Annotated in this window: 23 protein-coding genes and 1 pseudogene; 6 read left to right on the plus strand and 18 right to left on the minus strand. The window is 70.4% G+C overall.

Annotated elements, in window-relative coordinates:
- Positions 1–170 precede the first annotated feature (170 nt).
- Entirely contained in the window at positions 171–1,112 is a 942-nt protein-coding gene (locus ACZ6TB_RS08930) for an ABC transporter substrate-binding protein (RefSeq protein WP_465552543.1), read from the plus strand.
- Positions 1,113–1,117: 5 nt separating this feature from the next.
- Here ACZ6TB_RS08930 and ACZ6TB_RS08935 read toward each other — a convergent pair whose 3' ends face one another.
- On the minus strand, positions 1,118–1,756 hold the full coding sequence (locus ACZ6TB_RS08935; RefSeq protein WP_465552222.1) for a TetR/AcrR family transcriptional regulator C-terminal domain-containing protein: 639 nt from the start codon (positions 1,754–1,756) through the stop codon (positions 1,118–1,120).
- An 80-nt stretch (positions 1,757–1,836) separates the two neighbouring features.
- On the opposite strand from ACZ6TB_RS08935, the gene ACZ6TB_RS08940 reads away from it, so the two are divergent.
- Complete coding sequence (locus ACZ6TB_RS08940; protein ID WP_465552224.1) at positions 1,837–2,316, plus strand: hypothetical protein; 480 nt, start codon at positions 1,837–1,839, stop codon at positions 2,314–2,316.
- On the opposite strand, the gene ACZ6TB_RS08945 is transcribed toward ACZ6TB_RS08940, so the two are convergent.
- Positions 2,311–2,871 (minus strand): TetR/AcrR family transcriptional regulator, encoded by a 561-nt coding sequence (locus ACZ6TB_RS08945; protein WP_465552226.1) that lies wholly within the window; start codon positions 2,869–2,871, stop codon positions 2,311–2,313. The two genes, ACZ6TB_RS08940 and ACZ6TB_RS08945, sit on opposite strands and share 6 nt — an antisense overlap.
- 67 nt (positions 2,872–2,938) lie before the next feature.
- On the opposite strand from ACZ6TB_RS08945, the gene ACZ6TB_RS08950 reads away from it, so the two are divergent.
- Positions 2,939–3,301, plus strand: a complete 363-nt coding sequence (locus ACZ6TB_RS08950; protein WP_465552228.1) for a DoxX family protein — start codon at positions 2,939–2,941, stop codon at positions 3,299–3,301.
- Between the two features lie 55 nt (positions 3,302–3,356).
- Here the strand turns inward: ACZ6TB_RS08950 and ACZ6TB_RS08955 are convergent, their stop codons facing one another.
- Complete coding sequence (locus ACZ6TB_RS08955; protein WP_465552230.1) at positions 3,357–3,599, minus strand: three-helix bundle dimerization domain-containing protein; 243 nt, start codon at positions 3,597–3,599, stop codon at positions 3,357–3,359.
- 81 nt (positions 3,600–3,680) lie between these two features.
- On the opposite strand from ACZ6TB_RS08955, the gene ACZ6TB_RS08960 reads away from it, so the two are divergent.
- The gene (locus ACZ6TB_RS08960; protein WP_465552232.1) at positions 3,681–4,223 is read left to right on the plus strand and encodes a hypothetical protein; all 543 of its coding nucleotides are present in this window, start codon (positions 3,681–3,683) and stop codon (positions 4,221–4,223) included.
- Positions 4,224–4,244: 21 nt separating this feature from the next.
- Here ACZ6TB_RS08960 and ACZ6TB_RS08965 read toward each other — a convergent pair whose 3' ends face one another.
- From ACZ6TB_RS08965 to ACZ6TB_RS08985, 5 genes are all read right to left on the minus strand, one after another.
- Positions 4,245–4,748 (minus strand): carbohydrate-binding protein, encoded by a 504-nt coding sequence (locus tag ACZ6TB_RS08965; protein WP_465552234.1) that lies wholly within the window; start codon positions 4,746–4,748, stop codon positions 4,245–4,247.
- A gap of 17 nt (positions 4,749–4,765) precedes the next feature.
- Positions 4,766–6,727 (minus strand): endo-1,4-beta-xylanase, encoded by a 1,962-nt coding sequence (locus tag ACZ6TB_RS08970; protein WP_465552236.1) that lies wholly within the window; start codon positions 6,725–6,727, stop codon positions 4,766–4,768.
- 617 nt (positions 6,728–7,344) lie between these two features.
- Positions 7,345–7,599, minus strand: a complete 255-nt coding sequence (locus tag ACZ6TB_RS08975) for a hypothetical protein (RefSeq protein WP_465552238.1) — start codon at positions 7,597–7,599, stop codon at positions 7,345–7,347.
- Positions 7,596–9,119: a radical SAM protein gene (locus ACZ6TB_RS08980; protein WP_465552240.1), complete on the minus strand. Its 1,524-nt coding sequence runs from the start codon at positions 9,117–9,119 to the stop codon at positions 7,596–7,598. The genes ACZ6TB_RS08975 and ACZ6TB_RS08980 overlap by 4 nt, the downstream gene beginning before the upstream one ends.
- A gap of 26 nt (positions 9,120–9,145) precedes the next feature.
- Positions 9,146–9,904, minus strand: coding sequence for a prolipoprotein diacylglyceryl transferase (locus ACZ6TB_RS08985; protein WP_465552242.1), 759 nt, complete (start codon positions 9,902–9,904; stop codon positions 9,146–9,148).
- Between the two features lie 23 nt (positions 9,905–9,927).
- Here ACZ6TB_RS08985 and ACZ6TB_RS08990 point away from each other — a divergent pair, with 23 nt between their 5' ends.
- On the plus strand, positions 9,928–10,545 hold the full coding sequence (locus ACZ6TB_RS08990; RefSeq protein ID WP_465552244.1) for a hypothetical protein: 618 nt from the start codon (positions 9,928–9,930) through the stop codon (positions 10,543–10,545).
- Positions 10,546–10,554: 9 nt separating this feature from the next.
- Here the strand turns inward: ACZ6TB_RS08990 and ACZ6TB_RS08995 are convergent, their stop codons facing one another.
- Complete coding sequence (locus tag ACZ6TB_RS08995) at positions 10,555–11,388, minus strand: NAD-dependent epimerase/dehydratase family protein (protein WP_465552246.1); 834 nt, start codon at positions 11,386–11,388, stop codon at positions 10,555–10,557.
- A 110-nt stretch (positions 11,389–11,498) separates the two neighbouring features.
- Between ACZ6TB_RS08995 and ACZ6TB_RS09000 the strand changes: the two genes are divergently transcribed.
- The gene (locus ACZ6TB_RS09000; RefSeq protein ID WP_465552248.1) at positions 11,499–12,290 is read left to right on the plus strand and encodes an alpha/beta fold hydrolase; all 792 of its coding nucleotides are present in this window, start codon (positions 11,499–11,501) and stop codon (positions 12,288–12,290) included.
- Positions 12,291–12,329: 39 nt separating this feature from the next.
- Here the strand turns inward: ACZ6TB_RS09000 and prfH are convergent, their stop codons facing one another.
- From prfH to ACZ6TB_RS09045, 9 genes and pseudogenes are all read right to left on the minus strand, one after another.
- Positions 12,330–12,929: a peptide chain release factor H gene (gene prfH, locus ACZ6TB_RS09005; protein WP_465552250.1), complete on the minus strand. Its 600-nt coding sequence runs from the start codon at positions 12,927–12,929 to the stop codon at positions 12,330–12,332.
- Positions 12,926–14,064 (minus strand): annotated as a pseudogene (locus ACZ6TB_RS09010) (RNA ligase RtcB family protein). Before ACZ6TB_RS09010 ends, prfH begins: the two are co-directional and overlap by 4 nt.
- Positions 14,065–14,183: 119 nt before the next feature.
- Positions 14,184–14,951: a GNAT family N-acetyltransferase gene (locus ACZ6TB_RS09015; RefSeq protein WP_465552252.1), complete on the minus strand. Its 768-nt coding sequence runs from the start codon at positions 14,949–14,951 to the stop codon at positions 14,184–14,186.
- A 20-nt stretch (positions 14,952–14,971) separates the two neighbouring features.
- A complete protein-coding gene (locus ACZ6TB_RS09020; protein ID WP_465552254.1) occupies positions 14,972–15,736 on the minus strand; it encodes an ATP-binding cassette domain-containing protein in 765 nt (254 codons plus the stop codon).
- A complete protein-coding gene (locus tag ACZ6TB_RS09025; protein ID WP_465552256.1) occupies positions 15,736–16,770 on the minus strand; it encodes an ABC transporter permease in 1,035 nt (344 codons plus the stop codon). Before ACZ6TB_RS09025 ends, ACZ6TB_RS09020 begins: the two co-directional genes overlap by 1 nt.
- A complete protein-coding gene (locus ACZ6TB_RS09030; RefSeq protein ID WP_465552258.1) occupies positions 16,767–17,897 on the minus strand; it encodes a substrate-binding domain-containing protein in 1,131 nt (376 codons plus the stop codon). Before ACZ6TB_RS09030 ends, ACZ6TB_RS09025 begins: the two co-directional genes overlap by 4 nt.
- Positions 17,890–19,062 (minus strand): aldose epimerase family protein, encoded by a 1,173-nt coding sequence (locus tag ACZ6TB_RS09035; protein WP_465552260.1) that lies wholly within the window; start codon positions 19,060–19,062, stop codon positions 17,890–17,892. Before ACZ6TB_RS09035 ends, ACZ6TB_RS09030 begins: the two co-directional genes overlap by 8 nt.
- Before the next feature lie 307 nt (positions 19,063–19,369).
- On the minus strand, positions 19,370–20,059 hold the full coding sequence (locus tag ACZ6TB_RS09040; RefSeq protein WP_465552262.1) for a DivIVA domain-containing protein: 690 nt from the start codon (positions 20,057–20,059) through the stop codon (positions 19,370–19,372).
- Positions 20,060–20,144: 85 nt separating this feature from the next.
- Positions 20,145–20,699, minus strand: a complete 555-nt coding sequence (locus ACZ6TB_RS09045) for a hypothetical protein (protein ID WP_465552264.1) — start codon at positions 20,697–20,699, stop codon at positions 20,145–20,147.
- Between the last annotated feature and the right edge of the window lie 23 nt (positions 20,700–20,722).

Raw genomic sequence — 20,722 nt, forward strand, 5'->3', positions numbered from 1 at the left:
GGCGCGGCGGGCCTTGACTGTGCAATTGGGAACGTTAACATCTTCGTGTGCTGCGGGATGAAATACGCCCGGCGTAATACTCGCGTGCTCTCCTCGGCCCGGGTTTACGCATCCCGCCTCGCTGCATTACGAGGAGTCAATACGTGCTCAAAAAAATAGGTGTCCTGGTGATGGTGCTCGCCCTCGCGGGCTGCGCCGATTCGGGAAACGTGAAGGTGAAGTCGGCCCGGAAAGGGCAGATCACGATCGGATTCTCGCAGATCGGGGAATCCAGTCGCTGGCGCGCGGCGAACACGAAATCCATCAAGGACTCGGCCGGTATCCAGAATGTCCGCCTGATCTTCGCGGTGGCGGGCCTCAGCCGCGAGAAGCAAATTTCCGATATCGAGGGATTTATTCGGTCGAAGGTCGACGTCATCGCGTTCTCGCCCGTGGTCGAGGACGGCTGGGACGACGTCCTGCGGAAGGCCAAGAAGGCCGGCATCCCGGTCATCCTGACCGACCGGGCCATCCAGACCGCCGACCCCAGCCTGTTCACCTCGTCGCTGGGCTCGAACTTCACGGCCGAGGGGAGCAACGCGGCGGTATGGGTGAAAGGCGCCTTCCGTAACACCGCCAAAACGGTCAATATCGTCGAACTCGAAGGCACCACGGGATCGGCGCCGGCCATTCAGCGCAAGGCCGGGTTTCTCGAGGGGCTCGGCAAGGACCCGCGGTTCCGGATCATCGCCTCCGGCAACGGGAACTTCGCCCGCAAGCAGGGCGAGACGGCGATGAAGGCGCTGCTGCAGGAGCACGACGACATCGACGTGGTGTTCGCCCAGAACGACGACATGGGAATCGGCGCGGTGACCGCGATCGAGGCCGCCGGAAAGCAGCCCGGAAAGGACATCAAGGTCGTTACGATCGACGCCATCCGGGACGGGCTGGAGGCGTTGTCGAAGGGGAAAATCAACTTCATCGTCGAGTGCAACCCGCTGATCGGGCCGCAACTCATGGCCCTGATCCAGGACGTTTTCCTCGGCATTGCCGTGCCGCGCCGGGTGGACACGAACGAGACGGTCTTCTTCCCCGACAACGTGAAGGAATACCTCGGCGCCCGGGAGTACTGAGCGGGTCAGTCCGCCGGCAGCGCCGCGTAGCCGGCCAGCAGGATCTCCACCGCCTCGTGGAAGCGGCTGTCGAAATCCAGCCCCGCGCGGGTGCGGATCACCTCGGTCAGGTTCGGGAACTCGGCCGGGTCCAGCTCGTCCGCGTGCTGGTCCAGGTCGGGTTCCGTGCCCTCGTGCCCCGGCGTCTCGCCGACCTCGGCCAGCGTGTGGCCGATCGTGAACGTCGCCAGCACGTTCACCAGGTCCATCGAGCGGGCCAGCGACAAGCCGGCCGCGCGCATCGCCGCCAGCCAGCGCTCCGACATGCGCAGGGCGTCGGGGGAGTTCACCGGGCGGGTCGCCGCCAGCGGCAGCACGCCGGGATGCGCCAGCAGGGCCGCGCGCAGGGCGTGGGCGAACTGCCGCAGCCACGGGACCCAGTCGTCGCCGGGAACGGAGAGGCCGGCGAACGCCGTCTCCATCACGCGGTCGACCAGGCCGTCGAGCAGGGCGGCCTTGTTCGGCACGTGCCGGTAGAGCGACATCCCCTCGACCCCGAGGTGGGCGCCGAGCTTGCGCATCGACAGAGCCGGCAGGCCGTACGCGTCGACGTACTCCAGCGCCGCGTCCAGCACCCGCTCGCGACTCAGTCCGGCCTTGGCCACGCTGCCCCCTTGACGATGTTTACGGTGTAAGCCATCCTAGCCATGCTTACGCCGTAAGCATCTGCTCGAAGGAGGCACCCGTGCTCGCCATCGCCATCACACTCACCCTCGCCGCCGTCGCCTACCACGCCCTCACGACGCTGGTCGACCTCTACCCGCTCAACAACGTGCGCGGCGCCAAGCGCTCCGAGCAACGCACCGAAGTCCTCATCAACGGGCCGGTCATGGCCCTGCCGGCGGTCCTGCTGGGGCTCGCCGCGCTGCTCGGCGTGCCGGCGCTGGGCTTCATCGGCGGGGCCGTCGAGCTGCTGGCCGTCGCCGGCGGGCTGGTCCTGTGGTGGATGCCCTACCTGGTGGGGGTGACGGCGCCGTGGGCCACCGCGGGCACCGGCGCCTCGTGGTCCGAGCTGCACTCCCGCACGTACGCCCGGACCCTGATCGTGCTGCCCCGCATCGGTGACCGGCCCCGTCCCAATGTGGAGCACATGGTCCTGCACGGCCTCATGCTCGCGGCCGCCATCTGCATCTTCGTGGCGAGCGTGGGGTTGACCCGATCATGACCGGCGGGCCGGCAGGACCCGCTCGACCACCTCGTCGACCATCGAGGCCGGGATCGGGCGGTGGGCCACGAAACGGCGGTAGAAGAACGGGGCCGCCAGCAGGTCGACGGTGAGATCGGGGTCGAGGGTGGGCGGCAGCTCGCCGCGATCGCGGGCCCGGGTCAGGGCGGCCAGCATCGGCTCGCGACGGCGGCGGGTCAGGTCGGCGTGCAGCGTCTTCAGGGCGGGGTCGCGCTCGGCGGCGTCCATGAAGGCGGCCAGCAGGCGCGGGTACCGCGGGCTCGCGAGCTGGGCGGCGAAGGCGTGCAGCAGCTCGGCGACGTCGGTCTCGACCCGGCCGGTGTCGGGGGCCGGCAGCGGCCGGAACGTCGCGTCCATCGCGTCGACCAGCAGCGCGCCGGCGGTGGGCCAGTGGCGGTAGAGGGTCGCCTTGCTCGCCCCGGCGCGGCGGGCCACCGCCTCCATCGTGAAGCCGGCCAGGCCGTCGTCGTCCAGCACCTCGAGCGCCGCGTCGAGCACGCGCTTCCGGGCGCCCGCCCCGCGCGAGATCGCCATTGCACCCCCTCCATCGAAACGGTAGCGTATCTCTAAAGGTACGGATCCGTTTCGATGGAGGGATCCGATGCGACTTTCGTACGGCTACTGGGCCGTCACCTCGATCGTCGTGGCCGAGAGCGCGATCGGCGGCGCCCTCGATCTGGCCAAAGCGCCGCCGTTCTACCCGGCCATGATCGAGCTGGGCTATCCCGGGTACCTCGCCACGATCATGGGCGGGGCCAAGCTCGCCGCGGCGGTCGTGCTCGTCGCGCCGCGGCTGCCACGGCTCAAGGAATGGGCGTACACGGGCATCATGATCAATATGGTCGGGGCGGTCGCCTCGAATGTCGCGGCACACCAGCCGCCGACCGCGGTGATCGCGCCCTCGATGTTCGCGGTGCTGACGCTGCTCTCCTGGGCGTGGCGCCCGCCGTCGCGCCGGCTCTGAGTAAGGCGCCGGCTCTGAGTAAGGCGCCGGCTCTGAGTAAGGCGCCGGCTCTGATTCAGGCGCGGTCCTCGCCGCGCACGTGGACTTCCGCGCCCTCGCGCCGCAGGTCCTCGGTGACCTGGCCCTCGGTCATCGCGACCAGGTGCGTGTCGATCGTTGCCTCGTCCTTGAGCTGCGCATAGGTCGCGTGGACGCGCTGGTCGAGCTCGGCGCGGTCCACGTCGGGGAACCGCTGGGCCAGCGCCTCGACCTCGCGGTCCAGCGCGACATCCGGGTTGACGACACCATCGGCGGTCATCGCTCTCACTCCTCGTCGGTCGGTTGCCTCCTTCATTCCCCGGAAGCGCGCGGTGACACCCGGCGTCGATACGATGCGGGAGTGAGACGGCTCGGTCCGTGGCTGGTGGCCGCGCTGCTGTTCGGCCTGGCCGTCCCGGTCGGCCTGGCCGACGTGGACAACGGCGCGTGGGGCTTCGTGCTGCCGGTCCTGGCGGTGGCGGTGGCCGCGCCGCTCTTCGTGGTGCTGCACGAGGGCGCCCACCTGCTGGCGGCGCTGCTGCTGAGACTCCGGGTGGCCGGCATGCGGGTGCGATGGGGCGACGGCTCGTACGTCCAGGTCCGTCCCGACCTGGCGGCGCCGGCCCTGCCCGCGCGGTTCGTCGTCTTCTACCTCGCCGGGCCGGCCATCGACCTGGGCCTGGCCGCCGTGCTGTCGCGGGTGGCCTTCGCCGTCACCTCGGAACTGCTGAGCCACTGCCTGCTGGCCTGCGCCCTGGCCGGGGCCCTGTTCGGCCTCGGCAACCTGTGGCCGCGCCGCCTCCGGACGGCGACGGGCACCGACGGCTCGAACGCCCTTCGCTGGGCCTTCCGCCCGGGCCGTGAGCTGACCGCGTTGCAGGAAGCCGGGGCCGCGCCGCACTGAGCGCGACCCCGGGCGGCCCGGTCACGGGATCGGCGGGCTGGTCTGCTGGATGAGCTGGAAGCTGTCGAACCGGTAGAAGTCGCAGCGGCCGGTCGCCGTGGCGTGCATGTAGAGCGCGTGCACGCCGGTCGGGGTCGAGGCGGTGCCGAGGCGCTGGCTCGACTGGTACCACTGGTCGCAGTTCGCGCCGACGATGGTGAACGTCAGGAACGGGGTGGCGGTCGGGCTGTCCAGGCGCAGGTCGATGGTGCCCGGCGAGGTCGAGCAGGAGCGCCACTTGGCGTAGCCGCTGGCCTGGGTGTAGGTGCCGAAGTCGACGGCGTCGAAGCGGAGCCAGTCGCCACCGGAGAACGCTACGGCCTTGCCGCCCGAGGCGGCCAGATCATGGAACACGCGTACGGCGTGCGCGGCGTCGAAGCTCTCGGCCTCGACCACCGCGCCGAACTGGCGGGGCGCCGGGGCCGGGGCCGGCGCCGCCGCGAGCAGGCTGAGCAGGGCGGCGCCGGCGATCGTGGACAGGGTCATGGACCGGACTCCTTGGGCTAGAGGACGGTGCAGGCGGTGCCATTGAGGGTGAAAGCGGCCGGTACGGGGTTGCTGCCCGTCCAGCCGGCCAGGAAGCCGACCGACTGCGAGCCGCCGGCGGGGATCGCGCCGTTCCACGACGCATTGACGACCGTAACAGTGTTGCCGCTCTGCGAGACCGTTCCGTTCCACAGTTGACTGATCGTCTGGCCGCCCGCGAACGTCCATCCGAGCTTCCATCCGGCGATCGCCGCGGTGCCCGTGTTGGCGATCTTCACGTCGCCCTGGAAGCCGCCCGGCCAGCTGCCGGTGACCCGGTAGGTGACCGCGCAGTTGCCGGCCGGCGCGGTCGTGGGCGAGGTGCTCGCCGGCGACGACGTCGAGGTGGCCGGCGTCGGGCTGGTCGTGCTGCTGCCGATCTTGGTGGGATCGACCACGCCCCAGTACGCGGACTTGGCCTGCAGGCGGGTGTCGAACAGCAGCGGGGCGTCCTTGCGAGCGACCGGGTACGTGTCGAGCCACGTGTTGTCGTCGGCGAGGCCCCACAGCGTCACCGACGTGATGGCCGACTTGTACTTGCGGAACAGCGCGAACATGTCCCGGTACACGTACGCCTGCTGGAGAAGACGGTCGGCCGGCGGCGTCGGGAAGCTCTCGCCGCTGCTGGTGTAGATGCTGACGTCCATCTCGGTGATCTGCTGCTCGACGCCGAGCGGCACGAACTTCTGGATCATCGCCTCGGTGTCGGCGACCGACGGCCAGCTCACGTTGATGTGCATCTGGTGGCCGACGCAGTCGATCGGCACGCCCTCGCCCTTCAGCTTCGAGACCAGGTTGTAGAGGGCGTCCCGCTTGGCCGCGACGTTGGTGTTGTAGTCGTTGATGCACAGCTTCGCGGCCGGCAGCACCTCGCGCGCCACCGTGAACGCCGTGCGGATGTAGTCGAGCCCGGTCACGTTGTACCAGGCGCTGCGGCGCATGCCGTCCGACTGCGACTCGTCGATGACCTCGTTGACCACGTCCCAGGTGCCGATCGTGGCGCCGTAGTGGGCGGCCACGTTGCGGATGTGGTTCTCGAGGCGGGACAGCAACAGCGTCTTGTCGTCGGCGGTGCCGGTCATCGCGGTGCCGTCGGCGCGGGTGAAGACCCAGGACGGCGTCTGGTTGTGCCACACCAGCGTGTGCCCGCGCACGGCCATGGTGTGGGCTTTCGCGTACGCGATGAGCGGGTCCGCCTGGGCGTAGGTGAACGTGTTCTCGGTCGGCTCGGTCGCGTCCCACTTGAGCGCGTTGCCCAGGGTCACCGAGTTGAAGTGCCGGGCCAGCAGGTCGCCGTGCAACGTGACCGTCTCGGCGCCGGTGATCGCGGCGCCGACCGGGAACTCGGTGACGACGCTCTTCACGGCCGGGATGTCGGTCTGGATCGGCAGCGCCGGCACGTACGTGACGGTCAGGTCGTCGACGTTGAACCCGGCCAAGGTGGACGCCGTCTCCACGTACAGATGAAGGAAGTCGACGTCGGCGGCCAGCGTGTAGTGCCCCGTGAGGTTCGTCCACCCGCCGCTGGTGACCGCCGTGTTGCCGACCACGGTGTCGTAGGAGGCCGTCGTTCCCGTCCGGCGCTCGGCGCTGAGCCGGGCGTTGTCGGAGCCCTCGGCCAGGCGCACCCAGATCGAGATCGTGTAGGAGGTGCCCTTCTCGAACGTGCCGAGCACGTCGAGCGAGGGCCCCTGCCAGGCGGCGGTGCGGCCGGTGACCGCGAGGCTGTGCGTGCCGCCGTGGGCGACGGTGGTGCTGTTCGCGAGGGTCTCGGCCGAGCGGCCGGTCCAGCCCTGGACGGTGCCGTCCTCGAAATCGCTGGTGAGCACGGTGACCGGCGCGGGATCGTCGGCCGCGTGGGCGACGGTGGTGACGGTGACTGCGGCGATGGGGGCCGCGACCAGCACGGTGGTCACGGCGAGCCGCGCTAGAGCGCGCATCTGCGGGGTCCTTCGGGGGCAAGACGTACGCGGGTGAGGAAGTGACGGTCATCGTTACATGGGAGCGCTCCCATCACAATGGCCGGCTTGGGATGGCCGGGCCGGGCGGCGCGTCGCTCTGCTTACCTATGCGCGCCGGGTGGGGTTGGGGTGGCGCGTGTTGTGCGCGTCGCTCTGCTTACCTATGCGCGCCGGGACGGGTCGTGGTGGCGCGTGGTGGGAGCTTTGCTCTGCTTACCTATGCGCGCCGGGTGGGGTTGGGGTGGCGCGTGTTGTGCGCGTCGCTCTGCTTACCTATGCGCGCCGGGAGGGGGTCGGCGCGCCGGGAGGGGTCGGGTGGCGCGTATAGGTAAGCAGAGCAAGAGGGGCGGCACGGTCAGCGGTAGCTCGGCGGGAGGCGGCTCGGTCCGAAGTGGCTCGGCCCGAACTGCCCCGGCCCGGGCCGGGGCGACCAGGGAGGCGGTGGCCCAGGTGGGAACGGCGCCCCCGGGGCGGCGGGCGGCGCCGCGGGCGCGGCCCACCCCAACGCCGACGCGGTCACGCCCAGCGCGAGGGCCAGGGCCGTGACCACCGCGGCGATCACCATGCGGGGCTTCGAGTCCGAGATGGTGCGGATGCTACGAGAAGGGCCGCAACACATTCAAGTCCATCACTATTGCGGCCAGGCCGGCGATGGTCAGGGCGGCCAGGTAGGCGAGGACCAGGCGCACGTCGCGCAGGCGGCAGGAGGAGCGGCGCAGGCCGAAGCGCCACGCTCGGACGTAGCCCGCGAAAGCCAGGGCCGCGAAGCCGGCCACCGCGATCGGGCCCAGCCACCAGGTCAGCGCGGCGACCGTCGCGTAGACGCACAGCGGCAGCGGGTCGCGTCTCATCGAGCGATCGTGCGGGGGAGGCGCTGGGCGGAGAGCTGCGGCCACGCCTGCACGGCGCAGAACGGGGCGCACTGGTCGCGGTCGCCGTTGCGGGTGCCGACGTGGACGCAGCACTGCGCGAGGCGTTCCTCGATCATCGTGGCCAGGTCCATGAACGGCTTGACCGTGATGCGCTTGACCCGTTCGGCGAGCATCCGGCGCAGGCGGGCGCGGCCGCCGGGCAGGGCCGACGACGCCAGCGTGGTGAGCGTGCCGATGCCGAGGTCGCAGGCGGTGCAGATGTCCTGCCACAGGTCGCCGACGCGCGGGTGGGACAGCGAGGACTGCTCGGACAGCAGGCCCAGCAGCGAGTCCCGGGCGGCGGTGCGCAGGCCGGCCGGCAGGTCGGCGTCGGCGATCCGGTTCGCGATCAGATCCGGGGCCAGGTCGAGCAGGCTCAGCAGACGGTCGGCGCCGATCAGGGCGGTGAGCGACCGCCAGGCGCCGGAGTCGTCGCGCAGCAGGTACCCGACCGAGCAGCAGTGCGGGTGGGAGCAGGGCAACGCGGTCAGGTCGCGCCAGGTGACGAGGTCGCCGGTCTGCGGGCCGAGCCGGGCCAGGACGCCGGTGTGGGTCAGCCGGTGGTTCTCGTCGATCGGGCCCGAGCGGCCGGAGCCGAACTGCGGCTGAACGACCACCCCGCCCACGTACGGCGTGTCCAGCGCCCGCTTCACGACGGCGCCGATCTCGTCGTCGTTGACGTCCAGGGCGGCGGTCATGGTGAGCGTGGTGAAGATGCCCCGGGACGAGAGACGGTCGATCGCCTGGTCCTTGAGGCGGCGCAGGTCGGCGCCGCGGTGGTGGCGGTGGGCGCGCTCGCTCAGGCCGTCGTACTGGAGGTAGACCTCGACCCGCTCGCGATGCGACGTGAGCAGGTCGAGCAGCGCGTCGTCGCGGGCGATCCGCAGTCCGTTCGTGTTGATCAGCGTGCGCACCACCGGACGCGCCGTCACCTCGTCGAGCAGGCTGCTCAGGAAGGGGTAGAGCGTCGGCTCGCCGCCGGAGAGCATCAGCACGTCCAGGCGCTGGTTCTCGCGCGCGAGGCGGGCGTCGAGCGAGGCGAGCACGCCGGCGAGCGGCACCACCGACTCGATCGCCGGGGACGAGTCGGCGAAGCAGGTCGGGCAGCGCAGGTTGCACGAATCGGTCAGGTCGGTGAGCAGGATGCAGGTGTGCTGGGTCTGCATCTCGGGGAGCCCGTCCAGGTAGGCGGCGGGAATCGGGGCGAAGTTCCCGCGTACGTCCGCCGTGTGTTGTTTGGTGGGAGCGGTCCACAGCTCCAGGTAGCGCAAGATCTCCGGGTCCTCGTCGTACAGGGTGCTGACCAGCCCGTGCCGGGGGCAGCCGCGCTCGAGCCACACCGCGCCGTCGCGGATCATCAGGCGGCCGGAGAGGCGCTGCACGGCGGCGACGTCGGTGTGGTCGCACCGCGGGCAGAACGCGTTGACGTAGCGATGAATCCGGTCGGACCGCAACGGCATGCCAGGACCGATCATGCCTGCCCCGATCACGCGATGCCCTCGGCCACGCGGCGGTCGGCGCCGAGGCGCCACACCCGCCAGGCGAGCAGCGGCGAGCAGGCGAGCAGGAACAGCTGCGGCCGGGTGAGCCCGGCGGCGACCACCTCGTTGCCGCGCACGAACTCGACGACGAACCGGAAGACGGCGTAGGCGACGAGATATCCGGTGAACAGCGCGTCGGGCAGCGTGACCCGATCGCGCAGGCGGAGCAGGACCACCAGCGCGACAAGATGAAAGATGATCTCGTACGCGAACGACGGGTGCAGCGGGACGCCGGCGCGCGTCCCCGGGAAACGGGCCGCCTCGGCCGCGCCGAGCGTGACGCCCCAGCGCCCGCCGGTCGGGGTGCCGGGCAGCTCGGTGAGCAGGCAGCCGATCCGGCCGACCGCCATGCCGGCCGCGATCGCCGGGGCGAACAGGTCGCCGGTGTGCGACTCGTAGCGGCACAGGCGCTTCGCGACGAGCACGCCCGCGTACGCGCCGGCGAGACCGGACAGGATGCTGCGGCTGCCGTAGAGCCATTGCTCGGCGGGCCCCGCGTTGGCGGCCGGCGAGAGATGCCGCAGCCAGGTGCCGAGCCGCTCGAAGATCGCGCCGCCGACCAGCGCGCCGGCCACCAGGTACCAGAGCCGGAAGTCCGACCGGCCCCGGTGGCGGGTCTCGGCGGCGAGCACGATCCCGGCGACGATCAGCCCGAGAGCCACGAAAGCGCCGTGCGTGATTCCCGCCGTACGCCCGATATGCACCTTTTGATCGTAACCTAGGGGACGTGCGACGGGACCAGGCAGTCCAGGGTGTCGACCAGCGGATCGCCGCGATTCTGCTGGCGCGCGCCGACCCGCCGATCACCGGCATGCCGATCGCCGCGCCGGAGATCCCGCCGTTCGCGCTCGCGCCGCACGAGACCGGCACCCGCGTGCACCGCGGCATGACCCTGCTGGTCCCGCCCGGCGTCGACGTGTTCGCGCTGTTCGCCGGCGACTGGCAGGCGGCCGGCTTCGAGCCACGCGCGTGGACGGCGCACGAGGGCCCGGCGCTGATGGCCCGGGACCGGACCGGATTCGTGCTGGTGCTGCTGCAACGCGCCGGGCAGGCCGAGCTGCACGTGACCTCGCCGCCGGTGACCACGTCGGTCGGCGGGCTCTTCTACGGCGGCCTGGCGCTCGGCGCGATGATCGGTCTCGTCGGCCCCTGCTTCTCCACGATCGCGCTCATGCGCGCCCTCGACGACGAGCTGGACTACCTGGCGTTCGTTCCGATCCTCCTGCTGCTCGGCGGCGGGCTGATGGTCTCGCCGAACAGCCGCCAGTTCGGCCTCGGCGTGCTGATCGGCGGGGCCGCGACCGGCATCGTGACGGCCGGGGTGTGCGCGTCGATGCTCGGCTAGGACGGGTGCCTACGAACGCCAGGAGTGCTGTGGGTCGTACCCCAGAAGGCGCTTTGCCTTGTCGATCGACAGCATCGTCTCGTGGTCGCCCAGCTCCTTGCGCACCTCGACCCCGGGGTAGACCTCGGCCGCCAGGCTCGCCGACGAGCGGCTCATCACCGTGTCGGCGTTGGCGATGATGAAGACCTCGACGCCGGTGGCCTGGTAGTCGAGGGCCTTGCGGACCGCCTGGGCGCCGTCGCGCGCGTCGATGTAGCCCCAGAGGTTCCATTTGCGCAGGTGGGGGTCGGCGTCGAAGGACGGGAACTCGGCGTAGTCGGACGGGTCCATCACGTTCGAGAAGCGCAGGCCGACCATCTTGAGCTCGGGGTTCCAGCGGCAGAACTGCGCCGCCATCGTCTCCTCGAGGTGCTTGGCCAGCGAGTAGCGGGACTCCGGGCGCGCCGGATATTCCTCGTCGACCGGGATGTACGGCGGCGGGGTGTCGAACGGCAGGCCCAGCACCGTCTCGCTGGACGCCCACACCACGTTCGTGATGCCGGCCGCCTTGGCCGCGGCGAACACGTTGTAGGTGGCGATGATGTTGTTCTGGAACGTCGCCGCGTTGCCGGTGATGCCGGGCGCCGGGATGGCCGCGAGGTGCACCACCGCATCGATCTTGTCGTACCGGTCGTCGATGGCGGTGAGCGCCTCGATCGTCTGGCCGTAGTCGGTGAGGTCGATCCGGATGTCCGGCCGCTCGGCCGCCGCATCCAGGTTGATCACGTCGTCGCCGCTCGCCCTGAGCCCGGCGACCACGGCCCGCCCGAGCTTGCCGGTGCCGCCGGTGACCGCGATCCGCATGACTGCCTCCAAGATTTTCGGTTCGATTGGGAAGACTGCCAGATACCAGCGATGAGTTTCCGTCCGGCGGCCGGTCTGTACCGGCAACACACTGAGCGAGGAGAGCCCCGATGAGCTACGCCGAGGTCAACGGCATCAACCTCTACTACGAGACGCACGGGTCGGGCAGCCCCCTGATCCTGCTCCACGGCGGCCTCGGCTCGGGCGAGATGTTCGGTCCGAACCTGGCCGCACTCGCCGCGAGCCACCAGGTGATCCTGCCCGACCTCCAGGGGCACGGCCGCACGGCCGACGTCGACCGCCCGATCGACGTACGCACGATGGGTGACGACATCGCGGCGCTGATCGATCACCTGGGCCTCGACCGGCCCGACGTGGTCGGCTACTCGCTCGGCGGCGGCGTGGCCATGCAGCTCGCCTTCAACCACCCGGAGAAGGTCGGCCGCCTGGTCTCGGTGTCGGCCGGCATCCGCCGCGACGCCACCTACCCCGAGATCCTCGAGCAGCAGGGCCAGGTGGGCGCGGCGGCGGCCGAGTTCTTGAAGGAGACCCCGATGTGGGAGCTCTACAACCGGGTCGCGCCCCGCCCCGAGGACTTCCCGCGCCTGCTCGACAAGATGGGCCGGTCGATGGCGAACGACTTCGACTTCTCCGACCAGGTACGCGCGCTGACCGTCCCCACGATGATCGTGGCGGGCGACGCCGACATGTGGCCGGTGACGCACTTCGCCGAGGTCTTCAAGCTGCTCGGCGGCGGCCTGCGCGACGGCGGCTGGATGGGCGAGAACCGTCCCGAGGGTGGCCACGCGCTGGCCATCCTGCCCGGCGTCACGCACTACTCGATGGGCACGTCACCGCTGCTCGCGACCGTGACCCTGAGCTTCCTGTCCCAGAAGAACTGACCGACCCCCGCGCCCGGCACACGGGGGGCCGGGCGCGGTTCACGGGCGTTCGGTCCGTACCGGGTTTCCGCGGACGAGCTCGTCGTGCACCCGCCACCGGGCCGCGGTCTGTTCCCGCTCGGCCGAGTGGTTGCCCTCGTCGAGACGCTCGCGCAGCAGGCGCATCGCGAGGCCGCGATTGAGGCTGAGCTTGCGCTCGGTGTCGACCACGACGACGGCCCCGGTCGGGCGGTGGGTGGCCCGGACCGCGGTGCTCGCCTTGTTGCGGTGCTGGCCGCCCGGGCCGCCCGTGCGGATCGGCACGACCTCGACGTCGTCCTCGCGGAACACCCGCGTGACGGTCTCCACCTCGCAGCGTTCGGCGATCACGTACCAGTTCTTGCGGCCGTGGCCACGCCGGTACGGGCTCGTGGCCTGCCAGCACAGCGTCCCCGTCCAGCTCGCCGCGAAGGGCTCGTCGCCGATGCGCAGCAGGACCGAGCGGAACGTTCCCGGGTGGTCGCCGGGGACGGTCTCGACGCGCTCGACGGTCACTCTCGTGCGGGCCGCCTCCGTTTCCAGGCGGCGCAGCAGGCGCGCGACCGCCCACGTGCACTCCCGCGGGCCGCGGCCGGCCGACAACAGCAGGTGGGCGGTCATCGGCGGCGGCGCTTTCCGGGCACGTCGGCGGTCTTGTAGGTGACCAGCGGGACCGTCGTCGCGACCGGGGTGGCCAGCTCGTGCCCGGCCAGGTCGCCGACCACCTGCTCGATGCGCTTGTAGGCGGTCGGCGCCTCCTCGAACAGCAGCTGCCGGTCGCCGCAGACGACAACGGACCCCACCGGCGTACGCCGCAGCTCCTCGACGGTGTGCTTGACCTTTCCCCGCCGCAGGGCGTCGGCCCGTGACATCTTGCGGCCGGCCCCGTGCGCGACCGAGAAGTTCGCCTCCGCGCCGGCGTGGGCGGCGACCAGGTATGACCGGGTGCCGCGGGTGCCGGCCACCAGCACGTCCCGCCCGTCGCCGCGGGCCGCGCCCTTGCGGTGCAGGTAGACGCCGTCGTCGCGGACCTCGACCAGGTTGTGGCACTCGTCGACGATCGGCTCGGCCGGCTCGGCGCCGAGGGCACGCGCCACCCGCGCCGCCATCACGCGGCGGTTGAGCGACCCCCACCGTACGGCCTCGTCGTGGGCCGCGAGATAAGCCGCCGGATCCTCGGCCGGCCCCGCGCCGTGCACCTCGGTGTGCCGCCGCAGGATGCGCTCGCCCAGCCGCGCGAGCCGCTGTGCACGATCAGCACGAGGTCGCCGGCCTCGAGCTGCAGGCGCCGCGCGTGCTCCTGGTCGAGGACCGCGTCGACCCGGGCCAGCTCGACGAAGTGGTTGCCGCGCCCGACCGTGCCGAGCCCGTCGAGGTGGCCGCCCGGAACGCCGCCCGCGCCCGAGGCCGGGACGCCGGCGGCGTCGAATGCGAGATCGGTGACCGGCTCGTCCAGGTCGGGGAAGCGGGCCGCCAGCTTCTCGGGGGAGGGCCGCTTGAGCCGGATCGGAAAGACGGCGATGCCGCAGCCGATGTCCGACCCGACGAGGAACGGATAGAGCACGGTCGAGGTCATGGCCGCCCCGATCGGCGCACCCTTGCCGGGGTGCAGGTCGGGCATGCCGGCCACATGAATCATGCCGTCGAGGGCCGCCACCTGATGGCACTGCGCGACGGCATCGGACTCGATCCAGCTGCCATCGGACGCGAAGACGCGCACCGAAGCCAGCGAGCGCTGGTCGGACAAAAGAGACACTCACTTCCGGAAGAAGCCGGGAAAGCCGGGAGAAGCCGGAAAAGACAGGGGAGCGGGGAAGTGAGGTCAGCGCGTCATGCCTCAGAGCGTCCCGGAATCGCCGGCCGGCGACAACCGGATTACGCCCCGACCTGCTTGGTGTAGCGGCGGCACGGCACCCGGATCGAGGCCGCCTCATAGTCGAAACCGCCCGAATCCGTCCAGCCCGCGCGCTCGTAGAAGCGGCGTGCGCGGGCGTTTCCGGGGACCACCGCGAGCCACGCCACCGGGTGGCCGGCGGCCGCCACCTGACGTTCGGCCTCGGACAGCAGGACGGCGGCCACGCCCGAGCCGCGGTGCGCCTCGCCGACGTAGACCTGCTCGACCTCGTCGCCGGTGACCATGATGAAACCGGCGACCGCGTCGCCCAGCTCGGCGACCGTCGTGTCGCCCACGCGGGCCGCCGCCCGGGTGGCGAACGTGTCGGGGGTGCGGACGGCGACGAGCTCCTCGGGCACGTGGCCGAGATGGCCGTCGCGCCAGCCGGACGACCAGATCGACGCCACGGCGGCGGCGTCGGCGTCGCGGGCCCGGCGCAGCTTCGTCGGCGGCAGGTGCAGCAGGTCGCGCAACCGGGCCGCCAGGACTCCGAGCCGTTCGTTGGCGGCGGCCTGCTCGGCGGGGTCGCTGCGCCGCACCTGGAAGTCGGCGAAGGTGCGGCCCGTGGCGTACAGGCCCTCGAATCGCACCCTCGCCCGCCGGATCGCCTCGTCGTCGGAGGCGTCGGCCGACAGGCAGGCGGCGATCTGCCACATCCGCTGTTGCCACACGTGGCCCTCGCGGCTCTCCGCGGCCAGCAGCGTGGCGAGATCGCCGGCCGTGCGGCGGGCCGTGTCGCGTGTGCTCATTCCGATGGAACCCCCGGTTCTCACTCGTCCGCCGAGTGGGCGCCGCCGCGGCGGCGGGCCCGGTACTCGGCGACCACCAGCTCGGTCAGCTCGTCGAGCGTCACCTCGGCGGTCGGCTTGTCGAACGTGATCGTGCCGTGCTGCAACAGGTTGACCCGGTCGCAGACGTCGAGAACCTGAGCGTAGTTGTGCGCGATGATGATCACCGAGACATCGCCGCGGGTTTTCAGGTCGCGGATCAGGTCGAGGATCAGGGCGCCCTCCTTGGCGCCCATGGCCGCCAGCGGCTCGTCCAGCAGCAGGATCTTCGCGTCCGAGTAGACGGCCCGGGCCACCGCCACCGCCTGCCGCTGGCCGCCGGAGAGCTTGGCGACCTCGGCGTTGACGTTGGCGATGTTGACGCCCATGTCCTCCAGGTGCGCGCGGGCCTGCCGCCGCATCGCCCGGTTGTTGAGCAGCGGCCCCAGCATCAGCTCCCGGTTGAGGAACATGTTGTGGTAGACCGACAGCTCGTTGATCAGGGCGAGTCCCTGGTAGACGGTGTCGATGCCGAGCGCGCGGGCGTGGTCGACGCTGCGCAGCACCACCTCCTCGCCGTTGACCACCAGCCGCCCGGAGTCGGGCCGGTGATAGCCGCAGATGACCTTGATGAGGGTGGATTTGCCGGCGCCGTTGTCGCCGATCAGCCCGAGTACCTCGCCCTTCTCCAGCCGCAGGTTGACGTCGCGCAGCGCGGTCAGCGCGCCGAACCGCTTGGCCACGTGCTCGACGGCGAGAACGTCCATCACCCGCCTCCCGTCCGCCGCAGCCGCGACAGGTACTGGTTCGCGATCATCGACAGCAGGATGGCGCTGCCCAGGATGATGTTGAACGGGTTCGCGCTGATCCCGATCAGGTTGAAGCCGTTCTGGAGCTCGGCCAGGATCAGGGCGCCCAGCAGCGCGCCGATGACCGTGCCCGAGCCGCCGGCGAGCGCGGTGCCGCCGATGACCGCGGCCGAGATCGCGGTGAAGGTGAGCGCGGTGCCGCCGCCGATGTTCGGGTCGATGCTGTTGATGCGGAACGCCTCGAGGATGCCGGCCAGCGCGCCGAGCATGGCCGCCATCATGAAGTTGCCGATCTTGATGCGGTTGACCCGGATGCCGGCCTCGGTGGCGCCGATCAGGTTGCCGCCGACCGAGATCGTGTGCAGTCCCCAGCGCGTACGGGTGAGAACGATGTGGTAGACCCCGACCACGCCGAGGCACCAGATCAGCGACGACCAGTCGGCCGCCCCGAAGATCGACTGGATCTTGCCTTGAGCGGCGGTAGGGATCTGGGCCGGGTACGCGTGCGAGGTGGTCAGCAAGATGCCGAGCAGCAGATAGTACGAGCCCAGCGTGGCCACCAGCGACGGCACCTTGAACTTGGTGACGATGACGCCGTTGCAGAACCCGATGAAGGCCGAGACCGCGAACGCGATGAGGAACGCCGGGATCACCGGGATGCCGTAGTTGTCGACGGCGTAGTGCACGAGGAACGGGGCGAGCGCCGCCACCACGCCGACCGACAGGTCGATCTCGCCGGAGACCAGCAGCAGCACGATGCCGACCGCGACGATCGCGGCCGGGGCGGTGGCCTGCGCGATGTTGCGCAGGTTGTCATGGCTGAGGAAGACGTCGTTGGACGCCCGGAAGTAGATCGCCATGGCGATCGCGACGATCAGCACGCTCGCCTCGCGCCAGCGGACGAGCACGGTGCCGCCGCGGCGCAGCACGGGAAGGAAGCGCCGGCCACTGGCCGCCGGCGCTTCGCTCCGTTTCGGAAGGGTCCCGGTCATGCGTGCGCGATCGGCCCGGAACGCTCGACGAGTTTCACGTCGGTGGACGAGCCCTCGTAGCGCGTCTGGGTGCTCTGGTACTGACCGACGTTGTCCTTCGTGACGAACAGCAGCCCGGTGTTGGTCTGCGGCGGCGAGATGAGGCCGCCGGAGATCTTGAACAGGTAGAGGTAGAGCACCGGCAGGAAGCCCTGCAGGTACGGCTGCTGGTCGATGGTGTAGTCGAGATCGCCGGACTTGATCGAGGCGAGAGTCTCCGGGATCAGGTCGAAGCCCCCGGCCACTTTCAGGCCTTTGGTGCGCATGTTGTACTTCTTCACCGTCTGCCCGACGGACTGGGTCGAGCCCGCGTCCACCGCCAGCATCCCGGCCAGTCCACTGTGCCCCTGCGCGTACGCGTCGATGATGGACAGACCCTTGGTGACGTCGGCGTTGGTCGCCACCGAGGTGAACTGCACCGCGCCGCCGGCGTCCTTGAACGCCTGCGCCGCGCCGTCGATGCGGGGCTGGATGTTGAGCTGGCCGGGGGTGGCGATGAAGCCCACCACGGCGCCGGACTGCACCTGGGTCAGCGCGCGCTGGCCCAGGGCGTACCCCGACTCATAAAGACCTTGGCCGATGTACGTGAGCCGGTTCGTGCCCACGTCGTCGCGAGCGCCGTCGGCGTTGTACGACACCACCGGGATGCCCGCCTCGAGAGCCTGGTCGACCGGCGCCTTGAACGCCGACTTGTCCACCACCGCGATGGCGAGCCCGTCGGCCTTGCCGCTGATCGCCGTGTTGGTGGCGTTGACCATCTCGGCCACCACCGAGTTCTGCGACCCGGTCCACTGGTACGAGCAGCCGAGCAGCTTGCACGCGTCCTCGGCGCCGTACTGGGTCGGGGTGAAGAACGGGTTGGTGGTGACGTGGTTGACGAAGACGAACTTCCAGTTGGGCGTCTTCGGGAAGTTCCCGATCGCGTCCGACGTGGTCTTGTCGTCGCTCTTGCTGCACGCGGAGAGCAGCCCGGTCGCGGCCAGCGACGCGCTGGTCAGCCCGGCGCCGGCCAGCAGCCGGCGCCGGGTCGTGCCGCGTGGATCCAGTTTCTCGGCCGCCTCCTCGACGACCCGGGGCAGATCAGGCATGTCGCGCCACGCCGAGGTGATAGATGGTCGTGGTGTTGTACGTCTGCCCGGGCCGCAGAACCGTCGACGGGAAGTTGGCGTGGTTTGGCGAGTCGGGGAAGTGCTGGGTCTCCAGCGCGAAGCCGTCGCCCTGCCGGTACATGTGGCCGCTCGTGCCGATCAGCGTCGCGTCCAGGAAGTTGCCGGCGTAGAACTGGATGCCGGGCTCGGTGGTGTAGATCGTCAGCTGCCGCCCGGTCGCCGCGTCGGTGGCCTTGGCCGCGAACTCCAGCTTGCGGAACGAGCTGTCGCGCCGGTCGAGCACCCAGTTGTGGTCGTAGCCGCGGCCGATGACGAGCTGGCCGAAGCTGTCGCGGTTGCGGGCGCCGATCGCGGTCGCCTTGCGGAAGTCCATCGGCGTGCCGGCGACCGGGTCGATCGCGCCGGTCGGGATCAGCGTGGCGTCCACCGGGGTGTAGCGGCTCGCGTTGAGCTGCAGCTTGGTGGTGTCGATCGTCCCGGTGCCCTCACCGGCCAGGTTCCAGTAGTTGTGGTTGGTGAGGTTGACGACCGTCGGCTTGCTGGTGGTCGCGATGTAGTCCATCCGGATGTCGTGGTCGCGGGTCACCGTGTAGGTCACCGTGGCCTTGAGCTCGCCCGGGTAGCCCTGGTCGCCGTCGGCGCTGGTGAGCTGGAGCTTGAGCGCGACGCCGTCGCGGACCCGCAGCGGCGTGGCCGTCCACACCCGCTTGTCGAACCCGACCGTACCTCCGTGGAGGCTGTTGGGGTCGTTGTTGATCGGCAGGTGGTAGGTGACACCGTCCAGGGTGAACTGACCCTTGGCGATCCGGTTGCCGTACCGGCCGATCAGCGCCCCGAAGTAGGGGCTGCCGGCCTCGTAGGCGGCGATGTTGTCGAAGCCGAGCGCCACGTTGGCGGTGTGGCCGTGCCGGTCGGGCACGTCGATGGACTGGAGGATGCCGCCGTACGTCAGGATCTTGACGCGCATCCCGTTGTTGGTGAGGGTGTAGCGGTCGACGGGGATGCCGCCGGCCGTCTTGCCCCAGGCCTGTTTCGTGATCGTGGCGGGACCGCCGGCGTATGAGGTCGACGCCGAGACCACGCCGACACCTCCGACCATGAGCAGCACCGCGCCGAACCGGACCGCAGTCCGGCCTAAAGACATCTTGGGCATCGTGCCTCGCCTCTCTCAGCGGCGCCACGCCCGTGCGTGGCTGGGCAGAGTGCGATAGAGGGCGACCACGGGGAGGGGGAGTCATCACCCCGGGGCGTGGTGAGGAACGTCTCGCCTGTGGGGTTAAAAAAGTCGGTTCACCGGCGAAACCAAGAGCGCGGGGTCGAACCTACAATTTGCCCAATAGCAATGTCAACACCGCTATTTGCCTTTGCGCTTTTAAAGAATCAATACTTTTCCCGTACGACTGAGGCCGCCCGATCTCGAAGATCGGGCGGCCTCATTGATCGTCTTTTGCTCAGGCTTGATCAGGTGCGCTGTTGAGCTCCTGCAACTGCTGCGTGACGTGGTTGTTGAGCGCCTGGTGGTAGCTCTGCGCGAGCTGGCCGAGGCGGTCGATCTCCTCGAGCAGCGCGGCCCGCTTGGCGCCGATCTGGCTCATCGCCTCGGAGTGGTTGCGCCGGGCGTCGCTCTCGATCGTGGCCGCGCTCAGCTGGGCCTCGCTGGTGACCTGCTCGGCCTTGGACCGGGCGGTGGAGATCAGCGACTCGACCTCGCGCTGGGCGTCGCGCATGTGCTCGTCGGCCGTGCGCTGCGCCATCATCAGCACGCGCGCGTTGCGGTCGTCGTCGCCGACCTGGGCGAACGAGCCCGACGGGGTGGCCGAACGGGCCCGCTCGAGCTGGGACTGCATGCTGCGCGCGTTCTGCTCGGCGCGGGCGCGGGCCTCCTGGAGGCGGTCCAGCTGCGCGGCCAGCTCGCCGAGCTCGGCGTTGAGCGCCATGTTCGACGGGCCGCCACCCTGGGCCGGGCCCGGGCCGGGGCGCTGCATCTGGTCGCGGAGGACCCCGTTCTCCTCGAGGAGGCGGATCAGCTCCTGCTCGACCTCGTCGAGGAACGCGTCGACCTCTTCCTCGTCATATCCACGCTTACCGATCGGTGGCTTCTTGAACGCCACGTTGTGGATGTCTGCTGGAGTGAGCGGCATCGTGCTCCTCGGTTTCCCGTCGTCACCGGTGTTGCAGCCCGACATGCTACGCAACCCGGCTGAGTAGCGCCCGTCGGCGTGATCGCTACTGCCCTTTTGTCGCGCTTTGGAGCAGTGTGATGATCGCCAGGGTAACTTCCGGCTTGACCTTGCTGCCGCACGACGTGTACCGGACGATGCCCTGGCCGGTCGCCACCACGTAGCTGAACGCGTCGGCGCAGCGCACGGCCTCGCCGTTCTTCGCGGCGGCCTCCTTGGCCAGCCTCGGGTCGGCCAGCAGCTTCTTGAGCTGGGCCCGCTGGGCGGCGGTGAGCCTGCCGGTGCGGGTCGGCTGGCCGCGATCGGTCTTGACCGTCCAGCTGCCGTCGGGGAGCACGGTGATGGTCTGGGTGATGCCGGCGAGGCCGCCGGTCCGGACGATCTGCACGGCGTCGAGGGTGCGGGCCGGGGGCCTGGTCGTGGTGGTCGCCGCGGCGGTGGGGGCGGTCGTGGCCGGCGTCGTGGTCTCGGTCGAGGGCGTCACCGGCGCCGGCGTCGTGATCGGGGCCTCGGTGGTCACCGGGACGGCGGCCGACGGGGCGGGCTGGGCCGTGGGCGTGCTGGAACACCCGGCCAGCGCCAGCACGGCGGCCGTGGTCACGCAGAGCAATCTCGAGGTTCGGG

The sequence above is a fragment of the Actinoplanes sp. NPDC051537 genome (genome assembly GCF_055586105.1).

Excerpts from the sequence above, each read along its gene's own strand:
- ACZ6TB_RS08945 (WP_465552226.1), bottom strand. The coding sequence starts at position 2,871 with ATGGCGATCTCGCGCGGGGCGGGCGCCCGGAAGCGCGTGCTCGACGCG.
- ACZ6TB_RS08970 (WP_465552236.1), bottom strand. The coding sequence starts at position 6,727 with ATGCGCGCTCTAGCGCGGCTCGCCGTGACCACCGTGCTGGTCGCGGCC.
- ACZ6TB_RS09000 (WP_465552248.1), top strand. The coding sequence starts at position 11,499 with ATGAGCTACGCCGAGGTCAACGGCATCAACCTCTACTACGAGACGCAC.
- ACZ6TB_RS09030 (WP_465552258.1), bottom strand. The coding sequence starts at position 17,897 with ATGCCTGATCTGCCCCGGGTCGTCGAGGAGGCGGCCGAGAAACTGGAT.
- ACZ6TB_RS08995 (WP_465552246.1), bottom strand. The coding sequence starts at position 11,388 with ATGCGGATCGCGGTCACCGGCGGCACCGGCAAGCTCGGGCGGGCCGTG.
- ACZ6TB_RS08930 (WP_465552543.1), top strand. The coding sequence starts at position 171 with ATGGTGCTCGCCCTCGCGGGCTGCGCCGATTCGGGAAACGTGAAGGTG.
- ACZ6TB_RS09015 (WP_465552252.1), bottom strand. The coding sequence starts at position 14,951 with ATGAGCACACGCGACACGGCCCGCCGCACGGCCGGCGATCTCGCCACG.
- ACZ6TB_RS09035 (WP_465552260.1), bottom strand. The coding sequence starts at position 19,062 with ATGTCTTTAGGCCGGACTGCGGTCCGGTTCGGCGCGGTGCTGCTCATG.
- ACZ6TB_RS08955 (WP_465552230.1), bottom strand. The coding sequence starts at position 3,599 with ATGACCGCCGATGGTGTCGTCAACCCGGATGTCGCGCTGGACCGCGAG.
- ACZ6TB_RS09025 (WP_465552256.1), bottom strand. The coding sequence starts at position 16,770 with ATGACCGGGACCCTTCCGAAACGGAGCGAAGCGCCGGCGGCCAGTGGC.
- ACZ6TB_RS09020 (WP_465552254.1), bottom strand. The coding sequence starts at position 15,736 with ATGGACGTTCTCGCCGTCGAGCACGTGGCCAAGCGGTTCGGCGCGCTG.
- ACZ6TB_RS08980 (WP_465552240.1), bottom strand. The coding sequence starts at position 9,119 with ATGCCGTTGCGGTCCGACCGGATTCATCGCTACGTCAACGCGTTCTGC.
- ACZ6TB_RS08950 (WP_465552228.1), top strand. The coding sequence starts at position 2,939 with ATGCGACTTTCGTACGGCTACTGGGCCGTCACCTCGATCGTCGTGGCC.
- ACZ6TB_RS08975 (WP_465552238.1), bottom strand. The coding sequence starts at position 7,599 with ATGAGACGCGACCCGCTGCCGCTGTGCGTCTACGCGACGGTCGCCGCG.
- ACZ6TB_RS08965 (WP_465552234.1), bottom strand. The coding sequence starts at position 4,748 with ATGACCCTGTCCACGATCGCCGGCGCCGCCCTGCTCAGCCTGCTCGCG.
- prfH (WP_465552250.1), bottom strand. The coding sequence starts at position 12,929 with ATGACCGCCCACCTGCTGTTGTCGGCCGGCCGCGGCCCGCGGGAGTGC.
- ACZ6TB_RS09040 (WP_465552262.1), bottom strand. The coding sequence starts at position 20,059 with ATGCCGCTCACTCCAGCAGACATCCACAACGTGGCGTTCAAGAAGCCA.